18 protein-coding genes are annotated in these 19,000 nt (G+C 57.2%); 12 read left to right on the top strand and 6 right to left on the bottom strand.

The window, feature by feature from the left end; all coding sequences use genetic code 11:
* Positions 1–2: 2 nt before the first annotated feature.
* From cheR to MX657_RS13775, 9 genes are all read left to right on the top strand, one after another.
* A complete protein-coding gene (gene cheR / locus MX657_RS13815) occupies positions 3–869 on the top strand; it encodes a protein-glutamate O-methyltransferase CheR (RefSeq protein WP_080329484.1) in 867 nt (288 codons plus the stop codon).
* Complete coding sequence (locus MX657_RS13810) at positions 866–1,915, top strand: protein-glutamate methylesterase/protein-glutamine glutaminase (protein WP_014884341.1); 1,050 nt, start codon at positions 866–868, stop codon at positions 1,913–1,915. The genes cheR and MX657_RS13810 overlap by 4 nt, the downstream gene beginning before the upstream one ends.
* A 17-nt stretch (positions 1,916–1,932) precedes the next feature.
* The gene (cheY, locus tag MX657_RS13805) at positions 1,933–2,322 is read left to right on the top strand and encodes a chemotaxis response regulator CheY (RefSeq protein ID WP_008500431.1); all 390 of its coding nucleotides are present in this window, start codon (positions 1,933–1,935) and stop codon (positions 2,320–2,322) included.
* A 10-nt stretch (positions 2,323–2,332) separates the two neighbouring features.
* Positions 2,333–2,977, top strand: coding sequence for a protein phosphatase CheZ (gene cheZ / locus MX657_RS13800; protein WP_023312251.1), 645 nt, complete (start codon positions 2,333–2,335; stop codon positions 2,975–2,977).
* 148 nt (positions 2,978–3,125) lie between these two features.
* A complete protein-coding gene (flhB, locus tag MX657_RS13795; RefSeq protein ID WP_041909432.1) occupies positions 3,126–4,274 on the top strand; it encodes a flagellar biosynthesis protein FlhB in 1,149 nt (382 codons plus the stop codon).
* Positions 4,267–6,345: a flagellar biosynthesis protein FlhA gene (gene flhA / locus MX657_RS13790; protein ID WP_080329479.1), complete on the top strand. Its 2,079-nt coding sequence runs from the start codon at positions 4,267–4,269 to the stop codon at positions 6,343–6,345. Before flhB ends, flhA begins: the two co-directional genes overlap by 8 nt.
* Positions 6,345–6,737, top strand: coding sequence for a flagellar protein FlhE (flhE, locus tag MX657_RS13785; protein ID WP_080329478.1), 393 nt, complete (start codon positions 6,345–6,347; stop codon positions 6,735–6,737). The genes flhA and flhE overlap by 1 nt, the downstream gene beginning before the upstream one ends.
* A 263-nt stretch (positions 6,738–7,000) precedes the next feature.
* Complete coding sequence (locus MX657_RS13780) at positions 7,001–8,584, top strand: MFS transporter (RefSeq protein WP_080329477.1); 1,584 nt, start codon at positions 7,001–7,003, stop codon at positions 8,582–8,584.
* 4 nt (positions 8,585–8,588) lie between these two features.
* Complete coding sequence (locus MX657_RS13775) at positions 8,589–9,728, top strand: glycoside hydrolase family 88/105 protein (protein WP_346808559.1); 1,140 nt, start codon at positions 8,589–8,591, stop codon at positions 9,726–9,728.
* A 35-nt stretch (positions 9,729–9,763) separates the two neighbouring features.
* On the opposite strand, the gene argS is transcribed toward MX657_RS13775, so the two are convergent.
* Positions 9,764–11,497, bottom strand: coding sequence for an arginine--tRNA ligase (gene argS / locus MX657_RS13770; protein WP_346805985.1), 1,734 nt, complete (start codon positions 11,495–11,497; stop codon positions 9,764–9,766).
* 239 nt (positions 11,498–11,736) lie between these two features.
* Between argS and MX657_RS13765 the strand changes: the two genes are divergently transcribed.
* A complete protein-coding gene (locus MX657_RS13765; RefSeq protein ID WP_119915918.1) occupies positions 11,737–12,297 on the top strand; it encodes a VOC family protein in 561 nt (186 codons plus the stop codon).
* 78 nt (positions 12,298–12,375) lie between these two features.
* Positions 12,376–13,119, top strand: coding sequence for a copper homeostasis protein CutC (gene cutC, locus MX657_RS13760; RefSeq protein ID WP_119915917.1), 744 nt, complete (start codon positions 12,376–12,378; stop codon positions 13,117–13,119).
* A 262-nt stretch (positions 13,120–13,381) separates the two neighbouring features.
* Here cutC and cmoB read toward each other — a convergent pair whose 3' ends face one another.
* Genes cmoB through MX657_RS13735 form a run of 5 tightly spaced genes read right to left on the bottom strand, consistent with a single transcriptional unit; the run spans position 13,382 to position 16,962 of the window.
* Positions 13,382–14,353 carry a tRNA 5-methoxyuridine(34)/uridine 5-oxyacetic acid(34) synthase CmoB gene (gene cmoB / locus MX657_RS13755; RefSeq protein WP_080329473.1) on the bottom strand — a complete coding sequence of 324 codons (972 nt, stop codon included), beginning with the start codon at positions 14,351–14,353 and terminating at the stop codon, positions 13,382–13,384.
* Positions 14,350–15,093 (bottom strand): carboxy-S-adenosyl-L-methionine synthase CmoA, encoded by a 744-nt coding sequence (cmoA, locus tag MX657_RS13750; protein ID WP_119915916.1) that lies wholly within the window; start codon positions 15,091–15,093, stop codon positions 14,350–14,352. Before cmoA ends, cmoB begins: the two co-directional genes overlap by 4 nt.
* Before the next feature lie 40 nt (positions 15,094–15,133).
* Positions 15,134–15,529 (bottom strand): MAPEG family protein, encoded by a 396-nt coding sequence (locus MX657_RS13745; RefSeq protein WP_080329471.1) that lies wholly within the window; start codon positions 15,527–15,529, stop codon positions 15,134–15,136.
* Positions 15,530–15,580: 51 nt separating this feature from the next.
* Positions 15,581–16,399 carry a DUF72 domain-containing protein gene (locus MX657_RS13740; RefSeq protein ID WP_119915915.1) on the bottom strand — a complete coding sequence of 273 codons (819 nt, stop codon included), beginning with the start codon at positions 16,397–16,399 and terminating at the stop codon, positions 15,581–15,583.
* The gene (locus tag MX657_RS13735; protein WP_080329469.1) at positions 16,396–16,962 is read right to left on the bottom strand and encodes a hydrolase; all 567 of its coding nucleotides are present in this window, start codon (positions 16,960–16,962) and stop codon (positions 16,396–16,398) included. The genes MX657_RS13740 and MX657_RS13735 overlap by 4 nt, the downstream gene beginning before the upstream one ends.
* Positions 16,963–17,226: 264 nt before the next feature.
* Between MX657_RS13735 and aspS the strand changes: the two genes are divergently transcribed.
* A complete protein-coding gene (gene aspS / locus MX657_RS13730; protein WP_346805984.1) occupies positions 17,227–18,999 on the top strand; it encodes an aspartate--tRNA ligase in 1,773 nt (590 codons plus the stop codon).
* Position 19,000 lies beyond the last annotated feature (1 nt).

The raw sequence follows: 19,000 nt of genomic DNA, 5'->3' as shown, positions 1-19,000 counted from the left end.
CTATGACATCACCAATGCCCCCTGGGCAAACGTCATTATTGTTGCAGATGACACAGCGCCTCGCGCTGTCCGACGCGCATTTTCGTCGGATATGTCAGTTAATCTACCAGCGTGCGGGGATCGTGCTTGCGGATCATAAGCGCGACATGGTCTACAACCGACTGGTGCGGCGCTTGCGTACGCTGGGGCTGGATGATTTTGGTCGCTATCTGAGCATGCTTGAAGCGAACCAGAACAGCGCAGAGTGGCAGGCTTTTATTAACTCGTTAACCACCAACCTGACGGCCTTTTTCCGTGAAGCTCACCACTTTCCGGTACTGGCAGATCATGCGCGCCGTCGTTCCGGGGAGTATCGCGTCTGGAGTGCGGCCGCCTCGACGGGTGAAGAGCCGTACTCGCTGGCGATCACCCTTGCCGATACGCTGGGCATGGCGCCGGGACGCTGGAAAGTCTACGCCAGCGATATTGACACCGAGGTGCTGGAGAAGGCGCGTAACGGCGTGTATCGCCAGGACGAGCTGAAAACGCTGTCGCCGCAGCAGCTGCAGCGTTACTTCATGCGCGGGACGGGCCCGCATGAAGGCCTGGTACGCGTACGCCAGGAGCTGGCGAACTGCGTCGAATTCGCGCCCGTTAACCTGCTGGATAAGCAGTACAACGTGCCGGGGCCTTTCGACGCCATTTTTTGCCGTAACGTCATGATTTATTTTGATAAAACGACGCAACAGGACATTCTGCGTCGGTTTGTTCCGTTGCTCAAGCCTGACGGTTTACTGTTTGCCGGGCACTCGGAAAACTTCAGCAACCTCGCGCGTGAGTTTAGCCTGCGTGGGCAAACGGTATATGCGCTGAGTAAGGAAAAAGCATGAGTAAAATCAGGGTATTGTCTGTCGATGATTCAGCGCTGATGCGTCAGATCATGACTGAAATCATCAATAGCCACAGCGACATGGAGATGGTGGCCACAGCGCCAGATCCGCTGGTAGCGCGGGATTTAATTAAAAAATATAACCCCGACGTGCTAACGCTGGATGTCGAAATGCCGCGCATGGATGGCATAGATTTCCTGGAGAAATTGATGCGGCTGCGGCCCATGCCGGTGGTGATGGTCTCCTCCCTGACCGGGAAAGGATCGGAGATCACCCTGCGCGCGCTGGAGCTGGGGGCGGTGGATTTTGTCACCAAACCGCAGCTCGGCATTCGCGAGGGGATGCTGGCCTACAGCGAGATGATCGCGGAGAAAATCCGTACCGCATCGCGCGCGAAGCTCGCGGCCCACAAACCGATGGCCGCGCCGGCAACCCTGAAGGCCGGACCGTTACTCAGCTCGGAAAAACTGCTGGTCATTGGAGCGTCAACCGGAGGAACAGAGGCAATTCGTCATGTACTCCAGCCATTGCCGCTTTCAAGTCCGGGTATTCTGATCACTCAACATATGCCGCCTGGCTTTACCCGTTCCTTCGCCGAACGCCTGAATAAGCTGTGCCAGATCAGCGTGAAAGAGGCGGAAGACGGCGAGCGTGTGCTCCCGGGACATGCGTATATCGCGCCGGGGGACAAGCATATGGAGCTGGCGCGCAGCGGCGCTAACTATCAAATCAAAATTCATGACGGACCGCCGGTTAACCGGCACCGTCCGTCGGTGGATGTGCTGTTTCATTCGGTGGCGAAACATGCGGGGCGCAACGCCGTTGGGGTGATCCTGACGGGGATGGGCAACGACGGGGCCGCCGGAATGCTTGCAATGCACCAGGCTGGCGCCTGGACGATTGCGCAGAATGAAGCAAGTTGTGTGGTGTTCGGCATGCCGCGCGAGGCCATCAATATGGGTGGCGTGAGCGAAGTGGTCGATCTTAGCCAGGTAAGCCAGCAGATGCTGGCGAAAATCAGTGCCGGACAGGCAATACGTATTTGACTCAGGAGTATTATTTTATGGCGGATAAAGAGCTTAAGTTTTTGGTTGTGGATGACTTTTCCACCATGCGTCGCATTGTGCGCAACCTGCTGAAAGAGCTGGGGTTCAACAACGTTGAAGAAGCAGAAGACGGCGTTGATGCGTTGAACAAACTGCAGGCTGGCGGGTTTGGTTTTGTGATCTCCGACTGGAACATGCCAAACATGGACGGTCTGGAGCTGCTGAAAACCATTCGTGCAGACGCGGGTATGGCCTCTATGCCGGTGCTCATGGTCACGGCAGAAGCGAAAAAAGAGAACATCATTGCTGCTGCACAGGCAGGCGCAAGCGGCTACGTGGTGAAGCCATTCACCGCGGCGACCCTGGAAGAGAAGCTCGGCAAGATCTTCGAGAAACTCGGCATGTGAGGTGATGGAAATGTTGCAACCTGCTATGAAACCCGTTGAAGAACACTCGCCGAGCGATATCATCGTCCGCATCGGCAGCCTGACGCGCATGCTGCGTGACAGCCTGCGCGAGCTGGGGCTGGATCAGGCCATTGCCGAAGCGGCGGAAGCCATTCCTGACGCACGTGACCGTCTGGACTACGTTGTGCAGATGACCGCTCAGGCGGCTGAACGCGCGCTGAACAGCGTTGAAGCGTCACAGCCGCACCAGGATGCGATGGAAAAGGGGGCGAAAGCGCTGAGCAAACGCTGGGATGAGTGGTTTGAGAACCCTATCGAGCTGGCGGATGCCCGCGAACTGGTTACGGATACCCGTCAGTACCTGGGGGATGTGCCGGGCCACACCAGCTTCACCAACGCCCAGCTGCTGGACATCATGATGGCGCAGGATTTCCAGGACCTGACCGGTCAGGTGATCAAACGCATGATGGATGTTATCCAGGAGATAGAGCGCCAGCTGCTGATGGTTCTGCTGGAGAACATCCCGGAACCGGCTGCCCGTCCAAAACGCGAGAACGAAAGCCTGCTCAATGGTCCACAGCTCGACGCCAGCAAGGCGGGCGTGGTGGCAAGCCAGGACCAGGTGGACGACCTGCTGGACAGCCTCGGCTTCTGATTGTCCATTTCGCCTCAGGGGGTTTACGCCGCCTGAGGCGGTTTGCGACAAAATCACCGAAAAGAGCCCGAATAAACGGGCTTTTCCCGCCATTGGATTTCCGCTGCGCTGGCATGATACCCGTGACGTAATGGGCTGAGCATGCACTGTGGCAGAAGAGAACGACGACAAAACGGAAGCCCCCACACCCCACCGACTTGAAAAAGCGCGTGAGGAAGGGCAGATACCCCGATCCCGAGAATTGACCTCCCTGCTGATCCTTATCGTAGGGGTGTGCATTATCTGGTGGGGTGGGGAGTCGCTCGCCCGCAAACTGGCGGGGATGCTCTCCACCGGCTTACGTTTTGACCACAGCATGGTCAACGACCCTAATCTTATCCTCAGCCAGATTATTCAGCTGATAAAAGGGGCCATGGTTGCGCTGCTGCCCCTGATTACCGGCGTGGTGCTGGTGGCGCTGGTCTCTCCGGTGATGCTGGGCGGCCTGGTCTTTAGCGGGAAATCGCTGCAACCCAAATTTTCGAAACTGAACCCGCTGCCGGGCATTGCAAAAATGTTCTCTGCGCAAACCGGGGCCGAGCTGCTCAAGGCCATTCTCAAATCGGTGCTGATGGGCAGTTCCGCAGGGTTTTTCCTCTGGTATCACTGGCCAGAAATGATGCGCCTTATCAGCGAGTCGCCCCTTACCGCGATGAGCAATGCGCTGAACCTGGTCGGGCTCTGCGCGCTGCTGGTGGTGCTCAGCATTATCCCGATGGTGGGTTTTGACGTGATTTTCCAGCTCTATTCCCACTTCAAGAAACTGCGGATGTCACGTCAGGACATCCGCGACGAATATAAGCAGATGGAAGGTGACCCGCACGTGAAGGGGCGCATCCGCCAGATGCAGCGTGCCGCCGCCCGTCGTCGCATGATGGAAGATGTGCCGAAGGCGGACGTCATCGTTACCAACCCGACACACTATTCCGTGGCGCTGCGCTACGACGAAAACAAAATGAGCGCGCCGAAAGTGGTGGCGAAAGGGGCAGGGTTGATTGCGCTGCGAATCCGGGAAATTGGCACCGAAAACCGCGTGCCGATCCTGGAAGCCCCGCCGCTGGCGCGAGCTCTCTACCGCCACGCGGATATCGGACAACAAATCCCTGGACAGCTCTACGCCGCGGTAGCGGAAGTGCTGGCCTGGGTATGGCAATTGAAGCGCTGGCGTCTGGCCGGCGGTCAACGGCCCGTCAAACCTGAGAACCTTCCGGTGCCTGCCGCGCTGGATTTTATGAACGAGAAGGACACTGATGGCTAATCTGGTGGCAATGTTGCGCCTGCCCGGCAACCTGAAATCGACTCAATGGCAGATCCTTGCCGGGCCGATCCTCATCCTGTTGATTCTGTCGATGATGGTACTGCCGCTCCCGGCGTTCATCCTCGATCTGCTTTTCACCTTCAATATTGCGCTGTCCATTATGGTGCTGCTGGTGGCGATGTTCACCCAGCGCACGCTGGAATTCGCCGCGTTCCCGACCATTCTGCTGTTTACCACCTTGCTGCGACTGGCGCTAAACGTGGCTTCCACGCGTATCATCCTGATGGAAGGCCACACCGGTGCGGCAGCGGCGGGTAAGGTGGTCGAGGCCTTCGGCCATTTCCTGGTGGGCGGGAACTTCGCTATCGGGATCGTGGTGTTCGTTATCCTCGTTATCATCAACTTTATGGTTATCACCAAAGGTGCGGGGCGTATCGCGGAAGTGGGCGCGCGTTTTGTGCTGGACGGGATGCCGGGCAAGCAGATGGCGATCGACGCCGACCTGAACGCCGGGCTGATTGCCGAAGATGAGGCGAAGAAGCGCCGCGCGGAAGTGACCCAGGAAGCGGACTTCTACGGCTCCATGGACGGTGCGAGTAAGTTTGTGCGCGGTGATGCCATCGCGGGCATTCTGATCATGGTGATTAACGTGGTCGGCGGCCTGCTGGTAGGTGTGCTGCAGCACGGTATGGACATGGGCCACGCGGCGGAAAGCTATACGCTGCTGACCATTGGTGACGGTCTGGTCGCGCAGATCCCGGCGCTGGTGATCTCCACTGCAGCGGGTGTAATTGTGACCCGCGTGAGTACCGATCAGGACGTTGGCGAGCAGATGGTTGGCCAGCTCTTCAGTAACCCGCGCGTGATGCTGCTGGCGGCTGCTGTTCTGGGCCTGCTCGGCCTGGTGCCGGGGATGCCAAACCTCGTGTTCCTGCTGTTCACGGCAGGGTTGCTGGGCCTGGCCTGGTGGATGCGTGGCCGTGAGGCCAAACCGGCTGCGGATCCGGTTCCGGTGAAAATGCCGGAGAACAACCAGGCCGTAGAGGCGACGTGGAACGACGTTCAACTGGAAGATTCCCTGGGAATGGAGGTGGGGTATCGCCTGATCCCAATGGTGGATTTCCAGCAGGATGGCGAGCTGCTTGGCCGTATCCGCAGTATCCGTAAAAAATTCGCCCAGGACATGGGCTTCCTGCCGCCAGTGGTTCACATCCGCGACAATATGGATCTGCCGCCTGCGCGCTACCGCATTCTGATGAAGGGTGTTGAAATTGGCAGCGGCGATGCTTACCCGGGCCGCTGGCTGGCGATTAACCCTGGCACCGCAGCAGGCACGCTGCCGGGCGAACAGACCGTCGATCCTGCTTTTGGCCTGGCGGCCATCTGGATTGAAAGTGCGCTGAAAGAGCAGGCGCAAATTCAGGGGTATACGGTTGTCGAAGCCAGTACCGTGGTGGCGACCCACCTTAATCACCTGATTGGCCAATTCTCGGCAGAGCTGTTTGGCCGTCAGGAAGCGCAGCAGCTTCTCGACCGCGTGACGCAGGAGATGCCGAAGCTGACGGAAGACCTGGTGCCGGGCGTGCTGACGTTAACCACGCTGCACAAGGTGCTGCAAAACCTGCTCGAGGAAAAGGTGCCGATCCGCGATATGCGTACCATTCTGGAAACCCTTGCCGAGCACGCGCCGCTGCAAAGCGATCCGCACGAGCTTACGGCGGTAGTGCGTGTGGCGCTGGGACGGGCAATCACCCAGCAGTGGTTCCCGGGAACCGGCGAAGTCCAGGTTATTGGCCTCGATACGCCGCTTGAGCGTCTGCTGCTGCAGGCGCTGCAGGGCGGCGGCGGCCTCGAGCCTGGCCTGGCGGATCGCCTGCTGGAACAAACTCAGGAGGCGCTGGCACGTCAGGAGATGCTGGGCGCGCCGCCGGTGCTGCTGGTTAACCACGCGCTGCGTCCGCTGCTGTCGCGCTTCCTGCGCCGCAGCCTGAATCAGCTGGTTGTGCTGTCGAATCTGGAGCTGTCGGATAACCGTCATATCCGCATGACCGCGACGATTGGAGGAAAATAATGGGTAAATGGCTATGGATTGTGCTCTTCCCGCTGGCGGCTCAGGCGGCCGGGGAAGGGAGCTGGCAGGCAAGCAGCATGGGCGTGACCCTCAGCAACCGGGGTGTCGCCATGTCTTCTAATCCGCTGTCGCCTTCTGAAGGGGTTTCCGGTCAGATGGGCCTCGTGGTGTGGAACTACAAGCTGATTGGCCCAACGCCAGCCGGTCTGCGGGTGCGCCTCTGCTCACAGAGCCGCTGCACGGAAATCGACGGCGAAAATGGCACAACGCAGGCGTTCAACGGTGTTCCTGCCATAGAGCCGTTGCGTTTTATCTGGGAAGTGCCGGGCGGAGGACGTTTGATCCCGGCGCTGAAGGTGCAGAGCAATTCTGTCATCGTCAACTACCGCTAGCTGCCTGCCTTTTTCACCAGCCATCAGTCAATTCTGATGGCTGTCTCGCAAAATTGACCTCGCCTTTTGATGCAACAGAAACGCTGTTTTATAAATTAGTGACACGCGTGACGCGACTCTTTGCATTTTTGCCATTCACCCTTCTCGTGATGGCAGAAACAGAAAGGTATCAGGATGTCGTTGCATTTACTGTAGCCGTGTAAAAACTCCCCGATGAGCCTTACTTGCAGGGAGTCTCCCAAATTTGATTAGGGTTGACGGCAATGAAAACACGTAAAATTGGACTGGCAAATTATCTTGCTTACGGGGCAGGCGATTTTCTCGGGGCGGGTACGACCGCCCTGACGGCGGCCTGGCTTTTGTATTTTTATACCACCTTCTGTGGGCTCACACCGATTGAAGCAACTTTCATCTTTGCCGCTGCGAGGGTACTGGATGCTGTTGTCAGCCCGTTAATGGGCTTTTTGACGGATAACTTCGGTACGACCTGGCCTGGAAAGCGCTTTGGTCGCCGTAAGTTCTTTATCCTGCTGGGTATTCCGTGCGTGTTCAGCTACTCGTTGATGTGGGTGGGGGACATGAATTTCTGGTACTACCTGCTGACCTATCTGGTGTTTGATATTGTCTACACCATGATTCTGGTGCCTTATGAGACGCTGGTGCCGGAAATGACCGACGACTTCAAACAGAAAACCAAGTTCTCCGGGGCGCGTATTTCTATGGCGCAGATGTCAGCGATTCTGGCCTCTTTCCTGCCGGGGATCCTGCTTACCCACTTCGGTAAAGACAACGCCGTCTCATTCTTTTACGCAAGCCTGGTCTTCTCCGTGCTGTGCGCCCTGATGCTGACCTTTGTCTGGTTCTTTACCTGGGAGCGCCCGCGTGAGGCGTGGTCCGAAGCCGCATTACGTGCCGAAGAAGAGAAGAAGAAACTCACGCTGGGCCAGAGCATGAACCGTCTGTTTGTGGAGTTAAGCTCTACGCTGCGTATCAAGATTTTCCGCCAGCATCTCGGCATGTACCTCGGCGGCTACATCGCACAGGATGTGTTTAACGCGGTATTCACCTACTATGTGGTGTTTGTGCTGATGCAGGAAGCATCAGTGGCATCTAACCTGTTGGGCACAATGGCAATCTTCCAGTTTCTCGCCGTGTTCGGGATGATACCGCTGTGCATTCGCTTCGGACCTGCGCCCTCCTACCGCATGGTGGTGGTGCTCTTTGGCCTGGCCTCTATTTCCTACGCCGTACTTTATTATGCGGGACTGAGCGATATCTATTCCCTGCTGCTGCTGGTTTCTGCCATTGCCGGTCTCGGCCGCGGCGGTATTAACTACGTGCCATGGAATACCTACACCTACATTGCAGACGTGGATGAAGTGATCACTGGCCAGCGCAGGGAAGGGATCTTCGCGGGCATCATGACCCTGACCCGTAAGGCGTCTCAGGCCGGTGCGGTGATGCTGGTGGGCATCGTGATGCAAATGTCCGGCTTTGTCAGCGGTCAGAAAGTGCAGCCTGCGGAAGTGAGCCATACCATTTTGATGATCCTGAGCGTGGGCACCATCCTGGTGCTGTTCTGCGGCTTCCTCGTTTCCCTGCGCTTCAGACTTAATTTGCAGACCCACAGCACGCTGCGCGAGGAGACTGCGAAAATGCGTGAGTGTGGACATCCGATGCCTGAGTCAGCGACGCCACACGCCCGCGCCACCGTCGAGATGCTGGCCGGTATGCCTTATGAATCACTGTGGGGCAATAACAACATCGGTTATCTGAATCGCAATAAGCCTGCTGCACCTTCGCTCAAAGATTGCGCGGTACTGAATTCGACATACAACAGAGGTTAAGATGATGAAAGTTTGGCCTGTCAAACATAGCCCGTTTTTGCGTCAGCCAGAGCGCTTTATCGCCCGGGACGAGCTGAAATCGCTGATTCAAAAAGTGACGCACAACCTGGTCAATATCCACGACAAAACGGGCGAATTTTTGCTGCGGCTGGACGACGGGCGCGTGATCGACACCAAAGGCTGGGCCGGATGGGAGTGGACGCACGGCGTCGGTTTGTATGGCATCTGGCAGTACTATTGCCAGACCGGCGACGAAGGAATGCGTAACATTATCGACAGCTGGTTTGCCGACCGCTTTGCGGAAGGCGCCACCACCAAAAACGTCAATACCATGTCGCCGTTCCTGACGCTGGCCTGTCGCTACGAAGAGACCAAAAACCCGGCCTGGCTGCCTTGGCTGGAAAGCTGGGCGGATTGGGCGATGAAAGAGATGCCGCGCACCGAACACGGCGGTATGCAGCACATCACACTGGCGGAAGAGAATCATCAGCAGATGTGGGACGACACGCTGATGATGACGGTGCTACCGCTGGCGAAAATCGGCAAGCTGCTGAACAAACCGGAGTATGTTGAAGAGGCGGTGTATCAGTTCCTGCTGCACGTGCAGAACCTGATGGACCGGGAGACCGGGCTGTGGTTCCACGGCTGGAGCTACGACGGTAACCATAACTTTGCCCGTGCCCGCTGGGCGCGCGGCAACAGCTGGCTCACCATCGTGATCCCCGACTTCCTCGAACTGGTTGATCTGCCTGAAAACAACGCCGTGCGCCGTTATCTGGTGCAGGTGCTGAATGCGCAGATTGCCGCGCTGGCAAAATGTCAGGACGAAAGCGGGCTGTGGCATACGCTGCTGGACGATCCGAACTCGTACCTGGAGGCATCTGCCACAGCAGGGTTTGCCTACGGCATACTGAAAGCGGTGCGCAAGCGCTACGTTGGCGCGGAATATGCCGAAGTGGCAGAAAAAGCGATTCGCGGCATCGTGAAAAATATCTCGCCGGAAGGGGAGTTACTGCAAACCTCGTTCGGCACGGGAATGGGTAGCGATCTTGAGTTTTATCGCCAGATCCCTCTGACCTCAATGCCGTACGGACAGGCGATGGCGATTCTCTGTCTGACAGAGTATTTGCGAAAATACTTCTGATAATAAAAAACCCGGCGCTTGCCGGGTTTTTTGTATTACATACGTTCTACGGTTTCGATACCCAGGGTATCCAGACCCAGCTTCAGGGTCTTCGCCGTCAGCTGTGCCAGCTTCAGGCGGCTGTTGCGCACCGATTCGTTTTCTGCCGACAGGATAGGGCAGTGCTCGTAGAAGCCGGAGAACAGACCCGCCAGATCGTACAGGTATGCACACATTACGTGCGGTGTACCGTCACGCGCGACAACCGTCAGCGTCTCTTCGAACTGCAGCAGACGCGCCGCGAGCTGCGCTTCGCGATCTTCCGTAATGGTCACTGCCGCATTCGCCAGCACGCTTTCATCAATGTTTGCTTTACGGAACACGGAGAGCACGCGGGTATAGGCGTACTGCATGTACGGCGCGGTGTTGCCTTCGAACGACAGCATGTTGTCCCAGTCGAAGATATAGTCGGTGGTACGGTTCTTGGAAAGATCCGCGTATTTCACCGCGCCGATACCCACGGCGTTGGCCAGTTTTTCCAGTTCGTCTGCTGGCATATCCGGGTTCTTCTCGGCCACCAGGCGACGCGCGCGTTCCAGTGCTTCGTCCAGCAGATCGGACAGCTTCACGGTACCGCCCGCACGGGTTTTGAACGGCTTGCCGTCTTTACCCAGCATCATGCCGAACATGTGGTGTTCCAGCGGCACGCAGTCCGGTACGTAACCCGCTTTACGCACGATAGTCCACGCCTGCATCAGGTGCTGGTGCTGACGGGAGTCGATGTAGTACAGCACGCGGTCGGCGTGCAGGGTTTCGTAACGGTATTTCGCACACGCGATGTCCGTGGTGGTGTAGAGATAGCCGCCATCCTTTTTCTGGATGATAACGCCCATCGGTTCGCCTTCCTTGTTTTTGTACTCATCAAGGAACACTACCGTTGCGCCTTCGCTCTCTACCGCCAGGTGTTTAGCTTTCAGGTCCGCCACAATGCCAGGCAGCATCGGGTTATACAGACTCTCACCCATCACGTCGTCGCGAGTCAGGGTCACGTTCAGACGGTTATAGGTAAGCTGGTTCTGGGACATGGTGATGTCAACCAGCTTGCGCCACATCTCGAGGAAGTATTGATCGCCGCCCTGCAGCTTCACCACGTAGCTGCGTGCACGCTCGGCAAAGGCTTCGTCTTCGTCGTAGTGTTTTTTGGCTTCGCGGTAGAACCCTTCCAGATCCGCCAGCGCCATCTCGCCCGCGTTTTCCTGCTGCTGTTTTTCAAGGTAAGCAATCAGCATGCCGAACTGGGTGCCCCAGTCGCCTACGTGGTTCGCGCGGATCACCTTGTGACCGAGGAACTCAAGGGTGCGCACCGCGGCGTCACCGATGATGGTGGAGCGCAGGTGACCAACGTGCATCTCTTTCGCCACGTTCGGGGCAGAGTAGTCGATCACCACGGTCTGCGCTTCCGGCTGGGACACGCCCAGGCGGTCTGACTTCAGCGCCGCGTCAACGTGGCTTGCCAGGAACGCAGGCTCGAGGAAGATGTTGATGAAGCCCGGACCGGCGATTTCGGTTTTGCTGGCAATGCCGGTGAGATCCAGATGCGTCAGTACCTGCTCAGCGAGCTGTCGCGGCGGCATGCCCAGTTTTTTAGCCACTGCCATCACGCCATTAGCCTGATAGTCGCCAAACTGTACTTTTGCTGACTGACGAACCTGCGGTTCGCAATCCGCAGGCGCGCCTGCGGCAATCAGTGCCTGACTGACTTTTTCGGAGAGAAGAGCCTGAATATTCACCTGGATACCTTACGTTTTTGATGCGGGCTCACAGCCACCCGCGCCAGTTATAGAATTTAGGGCGGGAGTATACTGCAAATGCCCTCTTGCGTCAGCATCGCGGGGCCTGAAGATTGCTCAGAATCCAGGCTAAGAAAGCGTGCATAATCATGCAGTCATAAAAAGCTGGATTATGCGGTTGGTCAAAACAGGGCAACAGAGTAAATTAGCGGCTTTGCGACATGAAAAGAGACTGACTTATGGCGAACTGGCAATCCATTGACGAACTGCATGATATTTCCGCAGATTTACCGCGCTTCACCCAGGCGTTCACAGAACTTGCCACCCGTCTTGGTCTGGATATCGCGCCGCTTGAGGCCGATCACATCTCTTTGCGCTGTCACCAGAATGCCACCGCCGAGCGCTGGCGTCGCGGGTTTGAGCAGTGCGGCGAGCTGCTCTCTGAGAACATCATCAATGGACGTCCCATTTGCCTGTTCAAACTGCATGAACCGGTAAGCGTGGCGCACTGGCAGTTCACCGTGGTTGAACTGCCGTGGCCGGGTGAGAAACGCTATCCGCACGAAGGCTGGGAGCATATCGAAATCGTCCTGCCGGGTGAGCCGGAGACGTTGAACGCGCGCGCCCTGACCCTGCTGTCAGACGACGGGTTAAGCCAGCCGGGAATTTTTGTGAAGACGAGTTCCCCCAAAGGCAAGCGCGAGCGTCTGCCTAACCCGACGCTGGCCGTCACTGATGGACAGGTTACGGTGAAATTTCATCCGTGGACCATTGAACAGATTGTTGCCAGCGAAGCCTGAGAGTTGTGACTCGTCGCTGAGACCCGAACCGAGAGGCGTGCCATGATGGCGCGTTAAGCTGATTTTAAGGAGAAGCAGATGGCGCTGCTGGAGATTTGTTGTTACAGCGTGGAATGTGCCGTAACGGCGCAACAGAAGGGAGCCGACCGCATTGAGCTGTGCGCCGCCCCGAAAGAAGGGGGGTTAACGCCCTCATACGGCGTGTTGAAGTTGGCCCGCCAGGCGGTCACCATTCCGGTACATCCAATCATTCGTCCTCGCGGCGGCGATTTTTGTTACACGGCGGGCGAGTTCAGTGCCATGCTTGAAGATATTGCCCTTGTTCGCGACCTGGGGTTCCCCGGGCTGGTGACCGGTCTGCTTGATGAGGACGGACATGTCGATATGCCGCGCATGCGGCAGGTCATGGACGCCGCAAAAGGGATGGCCGTCACGTTTCACCGCGCCTTTGATATGTGCAAAGATCCTCGGCAAGCGTTTGATACCCTTGCCGAACTTGGTGTGGCGCGCGTGTTGACGTCGGGACAGCAGTCGTCGGCTGAAAAAGGTCTGCAATTAATTACGGAACTAAAAGCACATTCCGGTGTTCCAATAATAATGGCGGGTGCGGGAGTCCGTGCCAGCAATCTGGAACGGTTTTTAAACGCCGGGGTGGAAGAGCTTCACAGCTCTGCGGGTAAATGGATACCTTCACCCATGCGTTATCGCAATACAGGGCTGTCAATGTCGACGGATGCCGAAGCGGATGAGTATTCACGCTACGGCGTAGAGGGAGAGTCGGTTGCGGAAATGAAGTCGCTGATTGAGCGTCATCACGTGTAGCAACGTACCGATTTTTACCGCGCATCATGTCGCCCAATATGATGCTTGCTTGTACCAGGCCCCTGCCAATTACACAGGGGCCTTTTTTTCTCCTTCATATTTCAAGCCGCAGCCGCGTTGGCCGCCTCGCTCACCCCGGTCACTTACTGATGTAAGCTCCCGGGGATTTGCTGCGTTGCCGCCTTGCTGCAACTTGAACTATTTTGGAGTAAACGTGCAACACGTAGGCCGGGTAAGGCGTAGCCGCCACCCGGCTAAAAGGCTACGGCTTGGTCGCAATCAACACCGCACGCATCGGTGCAGGATAGCCTTCAACGGTTTTACTGTGGTCGGTCGGGTCGAGGAACTGCTCCAGCGATTCGGTGATCATCCAGTCGGTGCGGCGCTGCTCTTCGACAGACGTCACGCAGACATCGGCAATGCGCACATCCACAAAGCCGCATTTCTCCAGCCAGTTTTTCAGCGCCAGTGCGGACGGGATGAAGTAAACGTTGCGCATCTGCGCGTAACGATCGCCCGGCACCAGAACCGCATGCTCATCGCCTTCAATCACCAGCGTTTCCAGCACCAGTTCGCCGCCGCTGACCAGCTGATCTTTCAGCTGCCACAGGTGTTCAAGCGGGGAACGACGGTGGTACAGCACGCCCATGGAAAATACGGTATCAAAAGCTTTCAGGGCAGGGAGCTGCTCAATGCCCAGCGGCAGCAGGTGCGCGCGCTGGTCGTTGCCGAGCAGTTTTCGCACCGCCTCAAACTGGCACAGGAAGAGCTGCATCGGGTCAATACCCACCGCCAAATGTGCACCCGCGCCAATCATGCGCCACATGTGATAACCGCTGCCGCAGCCCACGTCCAGAATGGTGCGTCCGGTCAGGTCGGAAAGGTGCGGCAGTACGCGATCCCACTTCCAGTCTGAGCGCCACTCGGTATTGATGTTCACGCCGTACAGCGAGAACGGCCCTTTGCGCCACGGCATCAGGTTACGCATCAGCGTTTCGATGCGGTTGATCTGCCCGGCAGGGAGCGGCTCTGCGCTTTCCGCCGTCACGCTGTGCAGTAAATCCAGACGATGCGGCGTCAGCTCCGGCAGATACTCCACGGCATTGGACCACTGTTTTAACAGCCCATGCTGCTGATCGCGCTGCCAGGCGGCAATCTGCGCTGGCAGGGTTTCCAGCCAGTGAGAAAGATGGTTTTTGGCAATCAGCTGATAGAAATTACTGAATTCGATCATGCGGATTCTCCCGCTTTCAGCGCCACCAGAGAGCCAAAGTTAAAGCACTGGAACCACAGCTCGCTGTGCTCAAATCCGGCTTTGCGCAGGCGCGCTTTGTGGGTTTCTACGGAATCCGTCAGCATCACGTTTTCGAGCATGCTGCGCTTCTGGCTGATCTCCAGCTCGCTGTAGCCGTTCGCCCGTTTGAAATCGTGGTGCATGTTGAACAGCAGTTCGCCTACTTTGGCATCCTCAAAGCTGAATTTCTCAGAAAGCACCAGCGCGCCGCCGGGATTCAGCCCCTGGTAAATTTTGTCCAGCAGCAGCTGGCGATCTTCAGGCACCAGGAACTGCAGGGTGAAATTCAGCACCACCATCGAGGCGTTTTTGATCTCGATCTCGCGGATATCACCTTCCACCACGTCCACCGGAACGGGCGCTTTATACGCGTCAATATGGCGACGGCAGCGTTCAACCATGGCCGGGGAGTTATCGACGGCAACGATCCGGCAGCCTTCGTGGTGAATGTTACGACGAACCGACAGCGTTGCCGCGCCGAGCGAGCAGCCCAGGTCATAGACCTGCGTGCCGGGTTGAACGAAGCGCTCAGCCAGCATGCCGATCATGGAGATAATATTGGAATAACCGGGAACAGAGCGCTGGATCATATCCGGGAAGACTTCGGCTACCCGTTCATCGAAGGTCCAGTCGCCCAGGCTGGCGATAGGCGCGGAAAAAAGCGTGTCGCGATCTGACATAACGTAAAAATCCGGGAAAAATAAAGTGGCGTATTGTGCGCTAATGGAGGGAGAAAACCAACTCCCACGGCATATACCACAGGTTAGCCAGCACCATCAGCAAAAGCGCACACCAGGTCGCGCTCATGCCGGAACGACGCCAGCGGAATAAGCGATGGTGAAAGCCGTAATAGTGCATTAACCTGCCAGCAATCAGCAGTAGCCCGCAAATATGCACCATCCAGGTTTCCGCGCCATTCATCTCCATAAACAGCAGCAGGATGAGGGCCACGGGAATGTACTCAACCGCATTACCGTGAATGCGGATAGCGCTTTGCAGTTCGGAGAAACCGCCGTCGCCGTAAGAGACGCGGTACTGCATCCTGAGGCGCACAACATCAAATGAAAATTTAATCAGCAGTAATGCACCTAACACCGCATACAGCGCGCTGACCATACTAACTCCCTGTTTTTGGCAGATGGCACTTCACTATGATAGGGGGTGATATCAGAAAAGAGAAGATTGTTGTGGGATGGAAGGGGCGCTCCCCACGGACGGAACCGCGGCCTGCAAGGCTTGCCAGAGAGCATCGACCAGTTCGGGCGCCTGCGCAATATCCGGCGTATGCAAAAAGAGGTACGGCGTGGTGGCGTGTTCCCACTTCGCTAATGTTTGCAGCCAGACGGCGAACATCGCCTGATTTTGCTGCATGTTATCGCTGCCGATGAATCTGACCATCGGGTTTTGTGCGGTCACAATGGCGTGGACAGGCACTTTCGGTTTTTTACGCTGCGCATCAACGATGGCTTCGTTATGGGGTACCGCGCTGTGTACCGGACGGCTGTCGAGGATCACACGGTTAACGCAACGATCGATCAGGCCGCGGTTGAGCGCTTTTTCGGCTTCGCCCTTCGCGAAGAAGTCCTGGTGTCGGACTTCCACGCCGTAGGTGAAATCGCGGGGCAGGGCATCGAGGAACTGCCACAGTGCGGGCAGATCGCGCGGACCAAACGTGGCGGGAAGCTGGAGCCAGTACTGACCAATGCGGTTCGCCAGCGGCGACATGCGCGTAAAAAACTCTTCGGTTAAGTCACCGCAGTTGCGCAGCGCGGCCTGGTGGGAAATGGTCGCCGGGAATTTAAAGCAGAAACGGAAATCGTCCGTTGTTTGCTCCCGCCAGCGCTCGACAATCTCGGCTTTGGGCAGCGCATACAGCGTGGTGTTACCCTCGACGCAATTGAAGTGTCGGGCATACTCTTCAAGGCTGGTAATGCCCAGGCGCACCCATTTTGGGTGCGACCACTGGGGCAGGCCCACGTACATCATAGCGCGCTTAAAATCTCATCCGTGCTGCGCACGCGTCCGATGCGCGGGAAGATGTGGGTCATGCTGCCCTGGTGCTGATCCGCAGAGGCTGCGCTGCACGCATCTTCCGCAATCACCAGGTTAAAGCCCAGCTCCCAGGCGTTACGGGCGGTGGATTCCACGCCGATGTTGGTGGAAATGCCGCACAGAATAAGGGTGTCGATACCGCGGCGGCGAAGCTGCAGTTCAAGGTCGGTCCCGTAGAACGCGCCCCACTGGCGTTTGGTCACTTCGATGTCGCCGTCACGCTTGCCGAGCGATACCGGGTACGTCCACCAGTTTTCCGGCAGAGCATGCGCGGGAGCCTGGGCGTCAACGGGCTGTTTTAACGCTTCGGCGAAATCAGCGGACCAGCCGACGCGCACCATGACCACAGTGGCACCGCTGGCGCGGCACTTCTCGGCCAGGCGAGCGGCGCGGCTGACAACATCATCCGCAGCGTGTGGGCCACCGGCGAAGGGCAGGATCCCTTCCTGTAAATCAATCACCACAAGCGCGGTTTTGCGGGCATCAAGTGTTAACATCGTCACTCCAGGTAAATTAATCACTTCCGTAACACCTTACGACGTGATGGCCTGTTATCGGTCGGATAATTTTGTTAATTTTTGTGAGAATGCGCAATAAGAGTGCAGCAAACGACCGTCTGGCGGTGGTTCGCTCTTATCGTCCGGCGGAATTTCCAGTATAATAGCCGCCTTTTTTCATCCAGTTGTGACATACAGAAAGCTGCGACATAGTAGCCTGCATACCAGGCGACATTTAGCCTGCGGCTAATTAAGGGATATCTCATGCGTACAGAATATTGCGGGCAGCTGCGTCAGTCCCACGTCGGACAGCAGGTCACCCTGTGTGGTTGGGTCAACCGTCGTCGTGATCTTGGTAGCCTTATCTTCATCGATATGCGCGACCGTGAAGGTATCGTTCAGGTGTTCTTCGACCCGGATCGCGCAGAAGCGCTGAAGCTGGCCTCTGAGCTGCGTAATGAGTTCTGCATTCAGGTCACCGGCACCGTGCGCGCGCGTGACGAGAAAAACGTTAACGCCGACATGGCGACGGGGGCTATCGAAGTGCTGGCCTCCGATCTGGTGATCATCAACCGTGCTGAAGCGCTGCCGCTGGACTCCAACCACGTCAACACTGAAGAAGCGCGTCTGAAATACCGCTACCTGGATCTGCGTCGTCCGGAAATGGCCCAGCGCCTGAAAACCCGTGCGAAAATCACCAGCCTGGTGCGTCGCTTTATGGATGACCACGGTTTCCTCGATATCGAAACCCCGATGCTGACCAAAGCCACGCCGGAAGGCGCACGCGACTACCTGGTCCCGTCCCGCGTTCATAAAGGCAAGTTCTACGCGCTGCCGCAGTCTCCACAGCTGTTCAAACAGCTGCTGATGATGTCCGGCTTCGATCGCTACTATCAGATCGTAAAATGCTTCCGCGACGAAGACCTGCGCGCTGACCGCCAGCCTGAATTTACCCAGATCGACGTGGAAACCTCCTTCATGACCGCCGAACAGGTGCGTGAAGTGATGGAAGCGCTGGTGCGCGGCCTGTGGAACGACATTAAAGGCGTTGAGCTGGGCGATTTCCCAATCATGACCTTCGCCGAAGCCGAGCGCCGTTACGGCTCCGACAAACCGGACCTGCGTAACCCGATGGAGCTGGTGGACGTAGCAGACCTGGTGAAAGGCGTTGAGTTTGCGGTATTCGCCGGCCCGGCTAACGATCCGAAAGGTCGCGTCGCGGCGCTGCGTGTTCCGGGCGGTGCTGCCCTGAGCCGTAAGCAAATTGACGATTACGGCAACTTTATTAAGATCTACGGCGCGAAAGGTCTGGCCTATATTAAAGTGACCGAGCGTGCGAAAGGGCTGGAAGGGATCACCAGTCCGGTGGCGAAATTCCTGAACGCCGAGATCGTGGAAGCGATCCTTGAGCGCACCGGCGCGCAGGACGGCGACATGATTTTCTTCGGTGCAGACAACAAGAAAGTCGTTGCGGATGCAATGGGCGCGCTGCGTCTGAAGCTCGGCAAAGACCTGAACCTGACCGACGAGAGCAAATGGGCGCCGCTGTGGGTTATCGACTTCCCAATGTTTGAAGACGACGGTGAAGGCGGCCTGACCGCGATGCACCACCCGTTCACCTCGCCAAAAGACATGACGGCGGCAGAGCTGAAAGCCGCGCCGGAAGATGCTGTGGCAAACGCCTACGATATGGTCATCAACGGCTACGAAGTGGGCGGCGGTTCCGTGCGTATTCACAGCGGCGAAATGCAGCAGACCGTGTTTGGCATTCTCGGCATTAACGAGCAGGAGCAGCGCGAGAAGTTCGGCTTCCTGCTGGACGCCCTGGAATACGGTACGCCTCCGCATGCGGGTCTGGCCTTCGGCCTTGACCGTCTGACCATGCTGCTGACCGGTACCGATAATATTCGTGATGTGATTGCCTTCCCGAAAACCACTGCCGCAGCGTGTCTGATGACCGAAGCGCCAAGCTTTGCCAACCCGGCCTCTCTGGCCGAGCTGGGCATTGAAGTAGTGAAAAAGGAAGAGAAAAACTGAT

It is taken from the genome of Enterobacter chuandaensis, assembly GCF_039718975.1.
GTDB lineage: Bacteria > Pseudomonadota > Gammaproteobacteria > Enterobacterales > Enterobacteriaceae > Enterobacter > Enterobacter chuandaensis.
This window is presented reverse-complemented; position numbering and strand designations above follow the sequence as displayed.